Below are 15560 nucleotides of genomic sequence, written 5' to 3' on the forward strand. Positions count from 1 at the left end.
GCAAGGCGGATACGCGGTGTCGCGGGCACGATCCATGGGAACGGGCCGGGGGGACGAGACCGTCGGACCGTCCGTCAGTAGCCGAACGCGCGGGCAGTATTGGCGGATACGGCCGTCGCCAGGGCGTCCTCGGAGACGCCCTTCACATCCGCCATGGCGCGCAAAGTGATCGGAATCAGATACGGCGCATTGGGCCGTCCGCGGTACGGGGCGGGGGTCAGATAGGGGGCGTCGGTCTCCACGAGCACCAGCTCCAGCGGGGCGACGGCGAGGGCGTCGCGGAGGGGCTGGGCGTTCTTGAAGGTGACGTTGCCGGCGAACGACATGAAATAGCCGTTCTCGGCGCAGATCCGGGCCATTTCCGCATCGCCGGAGTAGCAGTGGAAGACGGTGCGCTCGGGCGCACCCTCCTCCTTGAGGATCCGCAGCACGTCGTCGTGGGCGTCGCGGTCGTGGATGACGAGGACCTTGCCGTGCCGCTTTGCCATCTCGATGTGGGCGCGGAAGGACTTCTCCTGCGCTTCCTTGCCCTCGGGGCCGGTGCGGAAGTAGTCGAGGCCGGTCTCGCCGACGCCCTTGACCTGGGGGAGCGCGGCGAGCCGGTCGATCTCGGCGAGCGCGTCGTCGAGGGCCGCGTCGCCGCCCGCCTGCCGGGCGCCCTGCCTGGACCATCCGTCGGGGTCCCCGAGGACGATGCGGGGCGCCTCGTTCGGATGCAGGGCCACCGTCGCCCACACGTTCTCGTACGCGGCCGCCGTCTCGGCCGCCCACCGTGAGCCGCGGATGTCGCAGCCGACCTGGACGACCGTGGTCACGCCCACCGACGCGGCCTTGGCAAGGCCCTCCTCGACCGTGCCGGACTGCATGTCGAGATGGGTGTGCGAGTCCGCGACGGGCACCCGGAGCGGCTCCGGGAGCGGTGGTGCGGCGTCTGCGGCGGCTTTCGAAGGCATGTCCCCGATCCTACGAAGAGGACCGCGGGGACTGCGAAGAGGGCCGCGAGGGCCTCACGCCGCCTGGGCCGCGAGGCGTCTCACGCCGCCTGGGTCATGGTCGCGCCCCCGCCGCCCCGCACCGGTCCGTCACCCGGCCTTGCGGTGAAACGCGTGCAGCAGATCGGAGAGGTGCCAGTGGTGCTCCTTGTGGGCGGCCTTCTCCTGGGCCCCCTCCTCGCTGGGATCCGGCTGCTGCGGGACGTGGTGCTTGCGCATCATGTCCAGCACCGAGGACACCTGGCCCGCCCGCATGATCCGGACGACGTGTCCACCGCAGTTCAGGCAGGTGGGGCTGGTCAGCGGCGAGGGAACCCGCTGTCCGTCCACCGTGTACATCATGAACTCGGTGCCGTCGGCGTCGAAGTGGTGCTCGATGACGTAGGACTGCTCCCAGCCGTGTCCGCAGCGCATACAGGCGAACGAGTACGACTCGTGAATGACGGGCGTCGCCGTGGGGTGGTGGCCGGTCCCTGCGATCTCACTCATGCCAGCTCCTCTTGTCCGCTGGACAAGTCGTTCCGGCACTTCCGGTGCGGCGCGTTCCGCGCTGCCGGAGGTGGGGGACGGGTGCGTCCCTCAACCCAGTGCACGCCTTTCCCGGGGCGAGCGCACGAGACCTGTCAAGTGTTGGAGCTGTTTTGGCGGTTCCATGGGGAAAGGGCCTGGTGCGCGGTGTGCGCTTTGCCCTTCAGCCTGGTCCTTTGCCCGTTCATGAGGTCCGTCGATCCGCGTTCTTTGCCGCGACCACGGCATCGAATACCTCGCGTTTGGGCAGCCCCGCCTCGGCCGCGACGGCGGCGATCGCCTCCTTGCGCCGCTCCCCCGCCTCCTCGCGGACCCGCACCCTGCGCACCAGCTCATCGGCGTCGAGTTCCTCCGCACCCTTCTCGGGTGCGCCCTCGACGACGACGGTGATCTCACCGCGTACGCCCTCGGCGGCCCATGCGGCGAGCTCGCCCAGCGGGCCGCGCCTGACCTCCTCGTACGTCTTGGTGAGCTCGCGGCACACGGCGGCGCGGCGGTCCGCGCCGAACGCCTCCGCCATGGCGGCGAGGGTGTCGTCGAGCCGGTGCGGCGCCTCGAAGTAGACGAGGGTCCTGCGCTCCTCGGCGACCTCCCGGAGCCGTGACAGCCGCTCGCCCGCCTTGCGCGGCAGGAAGCCCTCGAAGCAGAACCGGTCGACGGGCAGCCCGGACAGCGCGAGCGCGGTGAGCACGGCGGAGGGGCCCGGCACCGCGGTGACCCTGATGTCCTTCTCGACGGCGGCCGCGACCAGCCGGTATCCGGGGTCGGACACGGACGGCATCCCCGCGTCGGTCACCAGCAGCACCCGCGCCCCGCCCACCAGGGCCTCGACGAGCTCGGGGGTGCGCGCCGACTCGTTGCCCTCGAAGTACGACACGATCCGCCCGGCCGGCTGCACGCCGAGCGCCTGGGTGAGCCGCCGCAGCCGCCGGGTGTCCTCGGCCGCGACGACGTCCGCGGAGGCCAGCTCCTCGGCGAGGCGGGGCGGCGCGTCGGCCACGTCCCCGATGGGGGTGCCGGCGAGTACGAGAGTGCCGTGGGGGCTGGTTTCTGTCACCGGTCCATCCTCGCAGGGGCGGGGCAGGGCCGAACCGTCAGGCAGGCCGTGCGGGGACGGCCCCGGCCCGGCCGGTCAGGATCCTGCGGGGAGGGCCCCGGCCGACCCGGTCAGGCCGGAAGAGGCCCGTCTCACGGGACTCGCACAGAAGCGTTCCCTACGATGGCGCGGTGACCAGTACCGCGTCCTCCACGGACACCCGGCAGGGCCAGGCCACCGAACAGCGACCGCCGTCGTGGCAACTGCGGCTGCGCCGATTCGGCTACGCACCGCGGACCGCGACCGACGTCCGCGACCGGCTCGTGCCTCCCTACACCCGGCCCAGCCCCCGGCTGTGGGCGGCGCTCGGAGTGCCCAAGAGCCTCGCCGACGTGCTGGTGCGCTGGTCGGGCTGGCTGGGCCCGCTGCTCGTCACGCTCGTCGCGGGCCTGATGCGGTTCTGGAACCTCGGCAGCCCGAAGGCCGTGATATTCGACGAGACGTACTACGCCAAGGACGCGTGGGCGCTCATCCACCGCGGGTTCGAGGTCAACTGGCCCAAGGCGGCCAACGACCAGATCCTGCAGAACGGCGACACGGTCACACTGCCCTCGGACGCGGCGTATGTGGTCCATCCGCCGGTCGGCAAGTACGTCATCGGGATCGGCGAGTGGCTGTTCGGGTTCACCCCGTTCGGCTGGCGGTTCATGACGGCTGTGCTCGGCACGCTGTCCGTGCTGCTGCTGTGCCGGATCGGACGGCGGCTGTTCCGCTCCACGTTCCTGGGGTGCCTCGCGGGTGCCCTGATGGCCGTGGACGGCCTGCACTTCGTGATGAGCCGCACCGCGCTGCTCGACCTGGTGCTGATGTTCTTCGTGCTGGCGGCCTTCGGCTGCCTCGTCGTCGACCGGGACAGGGCACGGGCGCGGCTCGCCGCCGCACTGCCCGTGGGCCCCGACGGGATCGCGCGCCCCGATGCCGGGATCGCCGAGTCCCTGCGGCACGGCTGGCGGCCCTGGCGCCTGGCGGCCGGGGTGTGCCTGGGGCTGGCGTTCGCCACGAAGTGGAACGGCCTCTACGTCCTGGCCGCTTTCGCGCTGATGGCCGTGTGGTGGGACGTGGCCGCACGCCGGGTCGCGGGCGCCGAGCGGCCGTACGTCGCGGTGCTCAGGCGGGATCTGGGCTGGGCGTTCCTGTCGACCGTGCCGGTGGCCGTGGCGACGTACGTGCTGTCCTGGCTGGGCTGGATCCTCTCGCCGGAGGACGGCTCCGGCGGGTACTTCCGCAACTGGGCCGTGACAGACGGCAAGGGCGGCAGCTTCACCTGGCTGCCGGACTGGCTGCGCAGCATGTGGCACTACGAGCACGAGGTGTACCAGTTCCACGTCGGCCTCTCCTCGCCGCACACGTACCAGTCGAACCCGTGGAGCTGGATCGTCCTCGGCCGCCCCGTCTCGTACTTCTACGAGGACCCGCCGGCCGGCAAGGACGGCTGCCCCACCGACGCGGGCGAGAAGTGCGCCCGCGAGGTCCTCGCGCTCGGCACACCGGTGCTGTGGTGGGCGGCCTGCTTCGCGATCCTGTACGTGCTGTGGCGCTGGTTCTTCCGGCGCGACTGGCGCGCGGGCGCCATCGCGTGCGGCGTCGTGGCCGGCTATCTGCCGTGGTTCATGTACCAGGAACGGACGATCTTCCTCTTCTACGCCGTCGTCTTCGTGCCGTTCCTGTGTCTGGCCGTGGCGATGATGATCGGGGCGATTCTCGGGCCGCCGGGATCATCGGAACGACGGCGGGTCGTGGGCGCCGCGGCCTCCGGCGTGCTCGTCCTGCTCATCGCCTGGAACTTCATCTACTTCTGGCCGATCTACACCGGCCAGGCGATCCCGATCGGCTCATGGCGGGCGCGAATGTGGCTGGATACCTGGGTCTAGCCGCGGCCAGAATGGCCGGATGCGCCGCATCGTCGTCATCGACGCCCCGTCCAACCTCGGCCTTCGGCCGCCGGCCGAAGGCACCGTGCCCGGGTGCTACAAGCTGGCGGGCGCGCTGCGCGAGCAGCGGCTGCTGCAGCGGCTCGGGGCATACGAGGGCGGAGTCGTCGTGGAGAGATCCGGAAGCAGGGCGCCGAGAACGTGGCGCGTGCGGTGGTACGCAGCCTTGAAGTGCCCGGGATCGAGGGTTTCTGGCTGCACTTGGACGCCGACGTGCTGAACCCCTCCGTCATGCCCGCGGTCGACAGTCCCGACCCCGGTGGACTCCTGCCCGGTGAACTCGCCCCGCTGCTGCGGACCTTGGCGCGATCGGAACGCTGCGTCGGCTTCAATCTCACCATCTACGACCCGGATCTCGACCCCGACGGCTCCTGCGCGGCCCTCCTCGCCGACCTCCTCCAGACCGCCCTCGCCCAACCCTGATCAGCCCCGCGAGCGGACCGGCTCAGAAGAAGGCGCTGAACAGGCCGACGACCCGCAGGACATTGATCTCCTTTCGGACGCCATCGGTCCATCCGGTCTCACATGTCACTCCCTCCGCCTACAGTGCTGACTCGGGATCGCCCTTGTGAACGTCTGTCCGACGGTCACCAGGGCAAGGGGAGGGGAGCGCAGCATGCGCAACGGGGCAAAGGCTGCCCTGGTCGGCGGGGTTTTCGCCGTCATGGTCGGGGGCGCGGGTTACGGCGCGTACAACCTGGTGAGTGCGATCACCGGGGGGAACACGTCCGCGGAGGAGCCAGGTGCGGTGAAGACCGGGCCGCTCACCCGTGACGAGATCCGGGACACCACGCAGAAGTTCTTCGCGGCGTGGGAGAAGGGGGACGCGGAGGGGGCCGCGGCCCTCACGAACAACGAGGACGGCGCCGCGCAGAAAGCGCTCACGGGGTACCGCGAGGACGCGCACCTCACCAAGGTGAAGATCACGCCGGGCACGGCGAGCGGCGCCAAGGTGCCGTTCTCGGTCGAGGCCACCGTCTCGTACGAGGGGAAGACCAAACCCTTGTCGTACGAGACGGAACTGACCGTCGTCCGCGGCAGCACCACGGGTCGGCCCCTCGTCGACTGGCAGCCGTCCGTCGTCCACCCGGACCTGGAGGAGGGCGACACGCTCGTCACGGGCGAGGCGTCGGCGCCGCCGATCGAGGCGGTGGACCGGGGCGGCGCCGTGCTGAGTGAGAAGAAGTACCCCTCGCTGGGCCCGATCATCGAGCAGCTGCGCAAGCGGTACGGCGACGAGGCGGGCGGCACACCCGGCATCGAGCTGGCCGTGCGGCACCAGAGCGCCGACGTGCCGGACGAGACGCTGCTGACGCTCGACAAGGGCACGCCCGGCAAGCTGCAGACGACGCTCAGCGCGAGCGTCCAGGCCGCGGCCGAGAAGGCCGTGAAGAAGTTCGCCAAGTCGTCGGTGGTCGCCGTGAAGCCGAGCACGGGCGAGGTGCTCGCGGTGGCCAACCACGGATTCGGCGAGTTCAACGCGGCGTTCGAGGGGAAGCTGGCGCCCGCATCCACGATGAAGATCATCACCGCGGCGATGCTGATCGACAACGGCGTCACCTCGATGAACGATGCGGCGCCTTGCGACGCCAGCGCGGTGTGGCAGAGCCAGACCTTCCGCAACATCAAGGGCCTGGAACCGAACGAGAACGCCACGCTCGCCGACAGCTTCGCGCGGTCCTGCAACACCGCCTTCGTGAAGCTCATCGACGAGAAGCCGCTCACGGACGAGTCGCTGACCCGCGAGGCCCAGGACCGGTTCGGGCTCGGGCGGGACAACTGGAAGACGGGGATCGTGTCGTTCGACGGCTCGGTGCCCGCCTCCCCCGGCCCCGACCGCGCGGCGAACGCAATCGGCCAGGGCCAGGTCCAGATGAGCCCGCTGAACATGGCCTCGGTCACAGCGACGGCCATTACCGGCGCCTTCCGGCAGCCGGTGATCGTCCCCCAGGAGCTCGACGACCGGGAGCTCGCCACCGCCCGCGGGCTGGAGCGGAACACCGTCGATCAGCTGCGGGAGATGATGCGCCGCACCGCCACGAGCGGCACCGCCGCCGAGGCCATGTCCGGGCTCGGTCCCGACTACGGCGCGAAGACCGGCTCCGCCGAGGTCGACAGCCAGGCCACGTCCAACAGCTGGTTCACCGGTTACCGGGGCGACATCGCCGCGGCCGCCGTCACCCAGGAGGGCGGGCACGGCGGCGATGCGGCAGGCCCGATCGTGGCGGACGTCCTGCGGGCGGGCGGCTGAGGCCGAGGGCTGACAGCCGACCCTTGCTTCCCCCTCCTCTTGCCCACCCTTCGGGCAGGAGTAGGGGGGTATGCCGACAGGGCCTAGTGTGGGTGCCTCGGTGAGGAGTTTGGGGGACCAGGAGCAGCGGAGGACTCGTGGGTAACAGAAGGCGCGCCGCGCGCAAGAGAACGCACCCCGCCGTGATCGGCGGGGTGGTTGCGTTGATCGTGGGCGGCGCGGGGTTCACCGCGTACAGCTTCCTGTCCGACTCGCCCGCGGGCGAGAACACCGCGGCAGGCAGCGTCGTGAAGAAGGTCAAGACGGGCCCGGTGACCGCCGCAGAGGTCCAAGCCGCGACGGACGGGTTCCTCACCGCGTGGCAGTCGGGCGACGCCGCGAAGGCCGCCGCGTACACGGACGACACGGCGGCGGCCCAGGCCGCGCTGACCGGGTACCGCAAGGACGCCTACATCGACGACGTGACGCTGACCCGTGGGAAGGCGTCCGACGCCACGGTGACGTTCAAGGTCGCCGCCACGGTCGCGTACAAGGGGAAGAGCAAGCCCCTCGCCTACGAATCCGAGCTCACCGTCGTCCGCCGGGCGAAGGACGGCAAGGCGCTGATCGGCTGGCAGCCGTCCGTCGTGCACCCGGACCTGAAGGACGGCGACACGCTGGTCACGGGAGCGGCCGGGGACCCGCCGATCAAGGCGACGGACCGCGACGGCGCCGAGCTCACCGCGGCGAAGTACCCCTCGCTCGGCACCGTCCTGGACGGGCTGCGCGAGAAGTACGGCAAGAAGGCCGGGGGGACGGCGGGGATCGAGCTGCGAGTGGTCCGCAAGGAGAGCAAGAAGAAGAGCGAGCAGACGCCCGACAAGACGCTGCTGACGCTGTCCGAGGGCACGCCCGGCACGGTGAAGACCACACTCAGCGCGACCGCGCAGGCCGCCGCCGAGCGCGAGGTGGGCGAGCGGGAGCGGGCGTCGGTGGTCGTCATGAGGCCCTCCACCGGCGAGATTCTCGCCGTCGCCAACTCGAACTCCGGCTTCAACACGGCGTTCCAGGGTTCCCTGGCGCCCGGCTCCACGATGAAGATCGTGACGGCGTCGCTGCTGCTCGAGAAGGGCCTCGCCTCGATCGACAAGCCGCATCCGTGCCCCAAGTACGCGTCGTACGGCGGGTGGAAGTTCCAGAACGTGGAGAAGTTCGAGATCAAGAACGGCACGTTCCGCTCGAGCTTCGCGGCCTCCTGCAACACGGCCTTCATCACCCAGGCCGAGAAGCTGGAGAACGACGATCTCACCAAGCAGACCCAGCAGGTCTTCGGGCTGGGGCTGGGGAACTGGTCGATCGGGGTGTCGAGTTTCGACGGCGCCGTACCGGTGCAGAGCGACGCACCGAAGGCGGCGTCGCTCATCGGGCAGGGCGGCGTGCGGATGAACCCGCTCAACGTCGCGTCCGTCATCTCCACGGCCAAGACGGGCGTGTTCCAGCAGCCGTATCTGGTCTCGCCGGACGTCGACGACCGGGCGCTCGCGACCGCCCCGCGCAAGCTGGACGCGTCAGCTCAGGCGCAGCTGCACGAACTCCTGAACTACACCGCGACGTCGGGCTCCGCCGCGGAGGCCATGGCCGGGCTCGGCCCGGACATCGGCGGCAAGACCGGCTCCGCGGAGGTCGACGGCCAGAAGCAGCCGAACGGATGGTTCACGGCATGGCGCGGCGACCTCGCCGCGGCGGCGGTGATCCAGGAGGGCGGCCGGGGCGGCAAGTCGGCGGGTCCGCTGGTGGCGGCGCTGCTGCGGGCGGGGGGCTGACGCGGGAGCCGACGCAGAGGCCTGGGGCTGGCGCCGGGGGCTGGGGGCTGGCGCCGGGGCTGGGGGCTGGCGCCGGGGGCTGATGTCGGCGGCGGGTTAACGTCCTGTGGCTGACGTCCGATGGCTGATTGTCCGGCCTGCCGTCTGGCGGCTGGCGTCCGATGACCGACGCCCGGCGGCAGACGTCCGATGGCTGACGCCTGCCGTCTGCCGGCTGACGTCCGGTGGCCGGAACTCGTTCGCGTGTCACATACATCCACCGCTAGCGTGCCGTTCATGACCGCTTCCGACACGGCCGCCGAGGTCTCCCCCGCCCACCCCCGCTTCGCCGAGGCTCTCCGAGAGCTCGGTCTGGACGAGCTGTCCGGCCGGATCCGCCGCTTCCCCGACGCGACGCGTACCGCCGCCGAGGCCGCCGCCGCGATCGGCTGCGAGCTCAGCCAGATCTGCAAGTCGCTGATCTTCGCGGCCGACGGCGTCCCGGTCCTGGTGCTGATGGACGGCGCGTCCCGCGTCGACGTGGACCTGGTACGGCGCGAGTTGGGCGCGGAGAAGGTCGGCCGCGCCAAGGCGGACGTGGTGCGTGAGACGACGGGGTACGCGATCGGCGGTGTCCCGCCCTTCGGGCACCGCACGAAGACCCGCGTACTCGCGGACCGTTCGCTGCTCGAGCACGACCTGGTGTGGGCGGCCGCGGGCACCCCGCACACCGTCTTCCCGATGGACCCCGAGTCGCTGATCGCCCACGCGGGCGGCACCCTGGTGGACATCCGCGAGCGGAACGCGTGACGTCGGCCGTCGCGGCCGCCGTACTGCTGGCGGCCGTCACGCACGCGAGCTGGAACGCCATCGCCCACCGCATCACGGACAAACTGGTCGGCTTCACGCTGATCTCGGGCGGCGGGTCGCTCATCGGCTTCGCCGCCGTGCCCTTCGTCCCCGTGCCCGCGGCCGGCGCCTGGCCGTATCTGATCGCCTCGGTCGTGCTGCACGTCGTGTACTACGCCCTGCTCATGAGGTCGTTCAGGCTCGGCGACTTCGGCCAGGCGTACCCGATCGCGCGCGGCTCGGCGCCGCTCGTGGTGACCGTACTGGCCGCCGTCTTCGCCCAGGAGATACCCGGAGCCTGGCAGGCGGCGGGCATCGCCCTGTGCTGCGCCGGGCTGACCGGCGTCGCGCTCTGGGGGCTGCGCGGCCGCCGTCCGGAGTGGCCGGCGATCGGGGCGGCGCTCGCGACGGGCCTGTCCATCGCCGCGTACACCGTCGTGGACGGCCTGGGCGTACGGGCGTCCGGCTCGTCGCTCGGCTACATCGCGTGGCTGATGGCCCTGGAGGGCCTGCCCGTCCCGCTCTACGCCGCCTGGCGCTGGCGCGGCGAACTCCTCGCTGTGCTACGTCCGTTCGCGTCGCTGGGGTTGTTCGGCGCGGTGCTCTCCGTCCTGGCGTACGGGCTTGTGCTGTGGGCCCAGACGCGCGCGGAACTCGCGCCGATCGCGGCGCTGCGGGAGTCCAGCATCATCGTGGGCGCGGCGATCGGCGCCCTGTTCTTCAAGGAGAGGTTCGGGGCGCCGAGGATCGCGGCGGCCGGGTTGATGGTGGCCGGGATCGGGCTGATGCTGCGCGCGGGGTGAGCGGCGGACGGTCACCGCGACGTCCGGCCCGCCCTCATCCGGAGGACCGCGCACCCGTGGTCACCTGCGGGCCGTCCTCAGCCGGCGGAGGACCCCACCACCGCCCGCACCGCCCCCACCAGCGCCTGTGCCCGCGGGTCCGCCGTGACGCCCTTCCGCATGCCGTTGGTGACGTATCCGAAGGCGGTGCCCGTCTCGGGGTCGGCGAAGCCGAGGGAGCCGCCGCGGCCGGGGTGGCCGAAGGAGCCGGGGCCGAGCAGCGGCGAGGCGGTGCCGTGGAGCATGTAGCCGAGGCCGAAGCGGGTGTTGACGACGAGGGTGCGGTCGGGTCCTGCGGACTCCTCCGCACACGCGAGGGCGACGGTTTCCGGGGCGAACAGCCGTACGCCGCCCTCGACATCACCGATCAGCGCGGCGTAGAAGCGCGCAAGCGCCTCGGCGGTCGCGATGCCGTTGGAGCCGGGGAGCACGGCCGCACGGTACGCCGGGTCGTTCTCGTCCGGGGCAGGACTGATCGCGCCGAAGGCCCGGCGGGTCAGCGAGTCCGGGTTCGCGTATGCGTCGGCGACGCTCCGCTTCGGCCGCGACCTGAAGCCACCGGGCTCCGCCGGCGCCTCGACGGGGCCGACCCGGCCCACCCGATGGGCCTGCGCGTCCGGCAGCCCGAGCCACAGGTCGAGTCCGAGCGGCCGGGCGATCTCGTCCGCGATCCACTCGCCGATTCCGCGGCTGCCGGTGACGCGCCGCACCAGTTCGGCGGTGAGCCAGCTGTAGGTCTGCGCGTGGTAGCCGTGGTCCGTGCCGGGCTCCCACACCGGGGCCTGCGCGGCGACGGCCGCGGCGCCCAGGTCGGGGTCGGCGACCTCGGCCGGCGTCAACGGGCGGTCGAGGACGGGCACTCCGGCCCGGTGCGCCAAGATGTGCCGGACGAGCGCCCGTTCCTTGCCGTTCGCCTTGAACTCCGGCCAGTACGAGCCGACCGGCGCGTCCAGGTCGAGCTGCCCGCGCTGGTGCAGGAGCAGCAGCACGGCAGCCGCTATCCCCTTGGTCGCGGAGCGGACGATCTGCGCGGTGCCGGGCTCCCACGGTCCGCCGGAGCCGTCCACGTCGCGCGTGCCGCCCCACAGATCGACGACCCGGTGTCCGTCCCGGTACACGACGACACCGGCGCCGCGCTCACCGCGGTCGGCGAAGTTGCGCAGGAACGCGTCCCTGACCGGTTCGAAGCCTTCCGCCACCGTGCCGTTGACGTCCACGTCCACGTCGGCGCCCACTTCCGCGTCCACGCCCGCCCTCCTGTCTCGCGCACTCTCCCGTATCGGTGCAACAGGCACACATTGCCCCCGATTCCGGGAACGGATGTGACACAGCACTCGTGCGCGGCACGGGCTTCAGGGGTACGCTCCCGACTGCCAACCGTCCTGACCTGGGGGTTCTTTGTCCGCACCGTCCCTCTGCGCCGGGATTTGAGATGCTCGAGGGCCTCGGGATCGCACCCGCCGAAGAGCAGGTGTATGTGGCGCTCGTCACGCGGGCTGCGACCGATGCACAGGAGCTCGCCGACCGCACCGGTCTGCCCGAACCGGACGTCGAGCACGCCCTGTCCGAGCTCGAACTCAAGGGGCTGGTGACGGCCCACCCGGGGCAGCGGCGCGGGTTGCGTGCCGCACCGCCGGACATCAGCCTGAATCTGATGGCGCTGCAGCGCATGGACGACGTGCGCAAGGCACAACTCGCCATCGCCCAGCTGGCCCAGAGCTACCACGGCGACGGACTGCCGGGCGGCACCACCGAGTCGATCGAGGTCGTCGAGGGCGCGGCCGCCATCGGCGAGCGCTACTCCCAGATCCAGCGGGCCACTCGCAAGGAGATCCGCACCCTCGCCGGGGGACCCGTGGTGGCCGTTCCGGCTGCCGCCAACACGGCCCAGCGGGAGGCCTTGCGCGCCGGGGTGCGGTACCGGGTGGTCTACGACCGGGCCACGCTGGACCTGGAAAGCCAGGACACCCCGTTGCTGCTCGAGGAATGGGCCGCGCTGGGCGAGGAGATGCGGGTGGCGGTCGACGTACCGCTCAAGATGGTCATCTCCGACGGCCGGCTGGCCCTGGTCATCCCCCGGGAACTGCCGCCCGGCGACCCCACGGCCCTGGTGCTGCGCACGCGCCCCCTGCTGGACGCCCTCGGCTGGATATTCGACAGGATCTGGGAGTCCGCCCTTCCGGTGCCCGCCGCGCTGGCGCTGGCGTCCGGAGGCCCGCTGACCGCCGACGACCGGCATCTGCTCTCCCTGCTGCTGGCCGGATACACCGACCAGGCGATCGCCTCCCAGCAGGGCGTGAGCATGCGCACCGTCCAGCGGCGGGTCCGGCGCCTGCTCGCCCTCGCCGGGGCGCAGAGCCGGCTGCAGCTCGGCTGGCAGGCCGCGCGCCGCAACTGGATCTGACACACCGTCGATACGGCTGGGATACCTCCCCGACATCCGGCGGGGAGTTCGCCCTGCCATGCCCTGGCGCGTTTACGACAAGGCGACAAACCGCCAGCTCATGGGGCTGAACAGCGAGTTCCGCAGGTGGCACGGTGTCGCTGATTCGACATCCCCGAGCCAAGAGGACGCTGATGTTCCGTCCCAGATCCCGCACTCCGTACGGACGCCGGCGGACCGCCACCGCGATAGCCGCCGTCCTGGCCGCCGGAGGCGTATCCCTGGCCGCCGTGCCCGCCACCGCGGACACCGCGGGCGCACAGTCCGCCGCCGTCGACAAGCTCGGCGACCACGACCGTGCCCTGATCGCCAAGTACGCCAAGCAGCACCGGACCCGCAGCATTCCCGCCGACGCCGATCAGGCGGTCCCCGACTTCGTCACCCTGATGCTGGCCGTCAAGAACGGCCGCACCGAGGAGGCGAAGAAGGCCCTGACCGACCTCGGTGCCGAAGTCACCCGGACCGACGCCGAGATCGGGTACATCAAGGTCAACGTGCCGTTCGCGGACGTGGACAAGGTCGTCGCCCTCGACGACGTGCTGCGCGTCGACGCCGACGAGCTCCTCCAGCTGGAGGAGACCCGGGCCGACTCCGCCGGCACCGAGGCAGCGGCCCAGGCGGCCGACACGGCCACCCTCCCGGCAGCCCCGTCCGTGAAGACCCCGGACGACAACGCCTACATGCCGACCAACGAGACCGGCTCGGTGGACTTCAAGAACGACAACCCCACCTTCGACGGCCGGGGCGTGACCATCGGCGTCATGGACACCGGCATCGACCCCACCCACCCGGCGCTCGCAAAGACCACGACCGGCGAGCGCAAGCTGGTGGACACGGTCAACGGCACCAACCCCACGGACTTCATCGACCTGCTCTTCGACCGCACCTGGTCTCTGCTCACCGCGAGCAACAAGGTCACCGGGGCGACCGTCGTCAAGAACAACATCACCTGGACCCTCCCGTCCGGCGACGACCTCTCCCTGACCACCCGGCTGATATCCGCGAGCAACGGCTACGCCGACCCCACCCTCAAGGGCAAGTACCTGGGCGTGGTCCACCGCGCCGACGACGGCGCCGTCTTCGTGGACACCGACTTCGACCACGTCTTCACCGACGACGAGCTGCTCCGCCCGTACAAGGCCGACCACCAGGTCGGCTACCTCGGCACCGACAACCCCGATACCGAGATCAACGAGCGCCAGCCGTTCACCGTCGACTTCAAGAAGTTCTCCTCGACGATGTCCGGCGTCAGCGTCACCACCATCGACGAGTCCCACGGCACCCATGTGGCCGGCATCACCGCCGCCAACGGGATGTTCGGCGGGGCCATGGACGGACAGGCCCCCGGCGCCAAGCTGGTCTCCATGCGGGCCTGCCACGCGTCCGGCTGCTCCAGCGCCGCCCTCACCGACGGCATGATCGACCTCGCCACCGACCACGGCGTGGACGTCATCAACATGTCCATCGGCTCCAGCCCGGCCCTCAACAACGGTCAGAGCGCCATGGCGCTGCTCTACAACCGCCTGATCGACGAGACCGGCGTCCAGATGTTCATCTCCGCCGGCAACTCGGGTGCGGGCACCAACACCGTCGGTGACCCGACCTCCGGCGACCAGGTGGTCAGCGTCGGCGCCTCGGTCTCCAAGGAGACCTGGTGGGCCAACTACGGCTCCGAGGTGGCGTTCGAGGAGGGGGTCTTCCCGTTCTCCTCGCGCGGCCCGCGTGAGGACGGCGGCATGAAGCCCGACATCACCGCGCCCGGCTCGGCGGTCGCCCCCACCCCGGACTGGCTCGCCAGCTCCTACGTCGCCGACACCGGCTACACCCTGCCGGCCGGCTACTCGATGCTGAACGGCACCTCGATGGCCTCCCCGCAGGCCGCCGGTGCCGCGGCGCTGCTGCTGTCCGCCGCCAGGCAGAAGGACGTCAGCGCCACCCCGGCCGAGCTGCGCAAGGCCATCTACACCTCGGCCGACTACAACAGCGCGGTGGACGCCATCGCCCAGGGCCGCGGCGAGTTCGACGTCGAGAAGGCGTGGGAGGTCCTGTCCAAGGGCGTCGCCACCGATGAGGACATCAAGGTCTCCGCGCCGGTCTGCACCGTGCTCTCCGGCCAGCTGACCACCCCGCACACCGGCAGCGGCCTGTTCAACAGCTGCGCCCCGGGCAGCGGCGGCCAGGGCGTCGGCGAGTCCCGTACGTACGACGTCACGCTGACCCGCACCGGTGGCAAGGACGGCGCCCAGGCCTACGAGCTCGGCCTGAAGGGCAATGACGGCACCTTCTCCGCGCCGGAGCAGGTCACCCTGGAGAAGGGCGTCCCGACGGTGGTCAAGGTCACCGCCGAGCCGAAGACGCAGGGCACGCACAGCGCCGTCCTGACCATCGACGCCGACGACGCGCGTGGTCTCGAGCAGTCCGCACTCCTGGCCGTCGAGGCCGCCACCCCGCTCACCGTCGGCACCACCTGGTCGGCGAGCGACAGCGTGAACCGCAACGAGACGATCCACTACACCGTGGCCGTCCCGGCCGGCACCAAGAGCCTGACGGTGGACCTCTCCGGCCTCGCCGACGGCAGCCAGACCCGCTGGTGGGCGTTCAACCCGCAGGGTGTCAGCGGTGAGAAGTCGTCCGCCGGCAGCATTTACTGCTACGCGAACTACCTCGACGGCAACGGCTGCAACCCGGCCACCCGCACCTACACCAACCCCCAGGCGGGCGTCTGGGAGTTCGTGGTCGAGTCCCGCCGCACCAGCCCGCTGCTGAGCAAGACCTTCGAGCTGAAGGCGTCCATCACCCAGTGATGACGGCGTGACGTAGACAGGACCGGCTGGGACCCATGGTCCC

General features: G+C 71.2%; 12 protein-coding genes. 8 read left to right on the forward strand and 4 right to left on the reverse strand.

The window, feature by feature from the left end:
• Positions 1-74 precede the first annotated feature (74 nt).
• The 3 genes from ACSMXV_RS18545 to rsmI all read right to left on the reverse strand — a co-directional run bounded on the left by ACSMXV_RS18545 (position 75) and on the right by rsmI (position 2577).
• Positions 75-953, reverse strand: coding sequence for a TatD family hydrolase (locus tag ACSMXV_RS18545; protein WP_473178677.1), 879 nt, complete (start codon positions 951-953; stop codon positions 75-77).
• Between the two features lie 129 nt (positions 954-1082).
• Complete coding sequence (locus ACSMXV_RS18550) at positions 1083-1481, reverse strand: hypothetical protein (protein WP_181660763.1); 399 nt, start codon at positions 1479-1481, stop codon at positions 1083-1085.
• A gap of 223 nt (positions 1482-1704) precedes the next feature.
• Entirely contained in the window at positions 1705-2577 is an 873-nt protein-coding gene (gene rsmI, locus ACSMXV_RS18555) for a 16S rRNA (cytidine(1402)-2'-O)-methyltransferase (RefSeq protein ID WP_473178678.1), read from the reverse strand.
• A 170-nt stretch (positions 2578-2747) separates the two neighbouring features.
• Here rsmI and ACSMXV_RS18560 point away from each other — a divergent pair, with 170 nt between their 5' ends.
• The 6 genes from ACSMXV_RS18560 to ACSMXV_RS18585 all read left to right on the forward strand — a co-directional run bounded on the left by ACSMXV_RS18560 (position 2748) and on the right by ACSMXV_RS18585 (position 10231).
• Entirely contained in the window at positions 2748-4487 is a 1740-nt protein-coding gene (locus tag ACSMXV_RS18560; protein ID WP_473178679.1) for a dolichyl-phosphate-mannose--protein mannosyltransferase, read from the forward strand.
• A 93-nt stretch (positions 4488-4580) separates the two neighbouring features.
• The gene (locus ACSMXV_RS18565) at positions 4581-4970 is read left to right on the forward strand and encodes an arginase family protein (RefSeq protein ID WP_473178680.1); all 390 of its coding nucleotides are present in this window, start codon (positions 4581-4583) and stop codon (positions 4968-4970) included.
• Between the two features lie 193 nt (positions 4971-5163).
• On the forward strand, positions 5164-6798 hold the full coding sequence (locus ACSMXV_RS18570) for a penicillin-binding transpeptidase domain-containing protein (protein WP_473178681.1): 1635 nt from the start codon (positions 5164-5166) through the stop codon (positions 6796-6798).
• A gap of 137 nt (positions 6799-6935) precedes the next feature.
• Positions 6936-8600: a penicillin-binding transpeptidase domain-containing protein gene (locus ACSMXV_RS18575; RefSeq protein WP_473178682.1), complete on the forward strand. Its 1665-nt coding sequence runs from the start codon at positions 6936-6938 to the stop codon at positions 8598-8600.
• Between the two features lie 276 nt (positions 8601-8876).
• Positions 8877-9389, forward strand: coding sequence for a YbaK/EbsC family protein (locus ACSMXV_RS18580; RefSeq protein WP_473178683.1), 513 nt, complete (start codon positions 8877-8879; stop codon positions 9387-9389).
• Positions 9386-10231 carry a DMT family transporter gene (locus tag ACSMXV_RS18585; protein WP_473178684.1) on the forward strand — a complete coding sequence of 282 codons (846 nt, stop codon included), beginning with the start codon at positions 9386-9388 and terminating at the stop codon, positions 10229-10231. Before ACSMXV_RS18580 ends, ACSMXV_RS18585 begins: the two co-directional genes overlap by 4 nt.
• A 77-nt stretch (positions 10232-10308) precedes the next feature.
• Here ACSMXV_RS18585 and ACSMXV_RS18590 read toward each other — a convergent pair whose 3' ends face one another.
• Positions 10309-11487 carry a serine hydrolase domain-containing protein gene (locus tag ACSMXV_RS18590; RefSeq protein ID WP_473178992.1) on the reverse strand — a complete coding sequence of 393 codons (1179 nt, stop codon included), beginning with the start codon at positions 11485-11487 and terminating at the stop codon, positions 10309-10311.
• A 215-nt stretch (positions 11488-11702) separates the two neighbouring features.
• On the opposite strand from ACSMXV_RS18590, the gene ACSMXV_RS18595 reads away from it, so the two are divergent.
• Positions 11703-12674 carry a helix-turn-helix domain-containing protein gene (locus ACSMXV_RS18595; protein WP_473178685.1) on the forward strand — a complete coding sequence of 324 codons (972 nt, stop codon included), beginning with the start codon at positions 11703-11705 and terminating at the stop codon, positions 12672-12674.
• A gap of 173 nt (positions 12675-12847) precedes the next feature.
• Positions 12848-15517 (forward strand): S8 family serine peptidase, encoded by a 2670-nt coding sequence (locus ACSMXV_RS18600; RefSeq protein WP_473178686.1) that lies wholly within the window; start codon positions 12848-12850, stop codon positions 15515-15517.
• The last annotated feature ends 43 nt before the right edge of the window (positions 15518-15560 follow it).

It is taken from the genome of Streptomyces sp. DSM 42067, assembly GCF_055792885.1.

Excerpts from the sequence above, each read along its gene's own strand:
- ACSMXV_RS18550 (WP_181660763.1), bottom strand. The coding sequence starts at position 1,481 with ATGAGTGAGATCGCAGGGACCGGCCACCACCCCACGGCGACGCCCGTC.
- ACSMXV_RS18545 (WP_473178677.1), bottom strand. The coding sequence starts at position 953 with ATGCCTTCGAAAGCCGCCGCAGACGCCGCACCACCGCTCCCGGAGCCG.
- ACSMXV_RS18570 (WP_473178681.1), top strand. The coding sequence starts at position 5,164 with ATGCGCAACGGGGCAAAGGCTGCCCTGGTCGGCGGGGTTTTCGCCGTC.
- ACSMXV_RS18595 (WP_473178685.1), top strand. The coding sequence starts at position 11,703 with ATGCTCGAGGGCCTCGGGATCGCACCCGCCGAAGAGCAGGTGTATGTG.
- ACSMXV_RS18600 (WP_473178686.1), top strand. The coding sequence starts at position 12,848 with ATGTTCCGTCCCAGATCCCGCACTCCGTACGGACGCCGGCGGACCGCC.
- ACSMXV_RS18580 (WP_473178683.1), top strand. The coding sequence starts at position 8,877 with ATGACCGCTTCCGACACGGCCGCCGAGGTCTCCCCCGCCCACCCCCGC.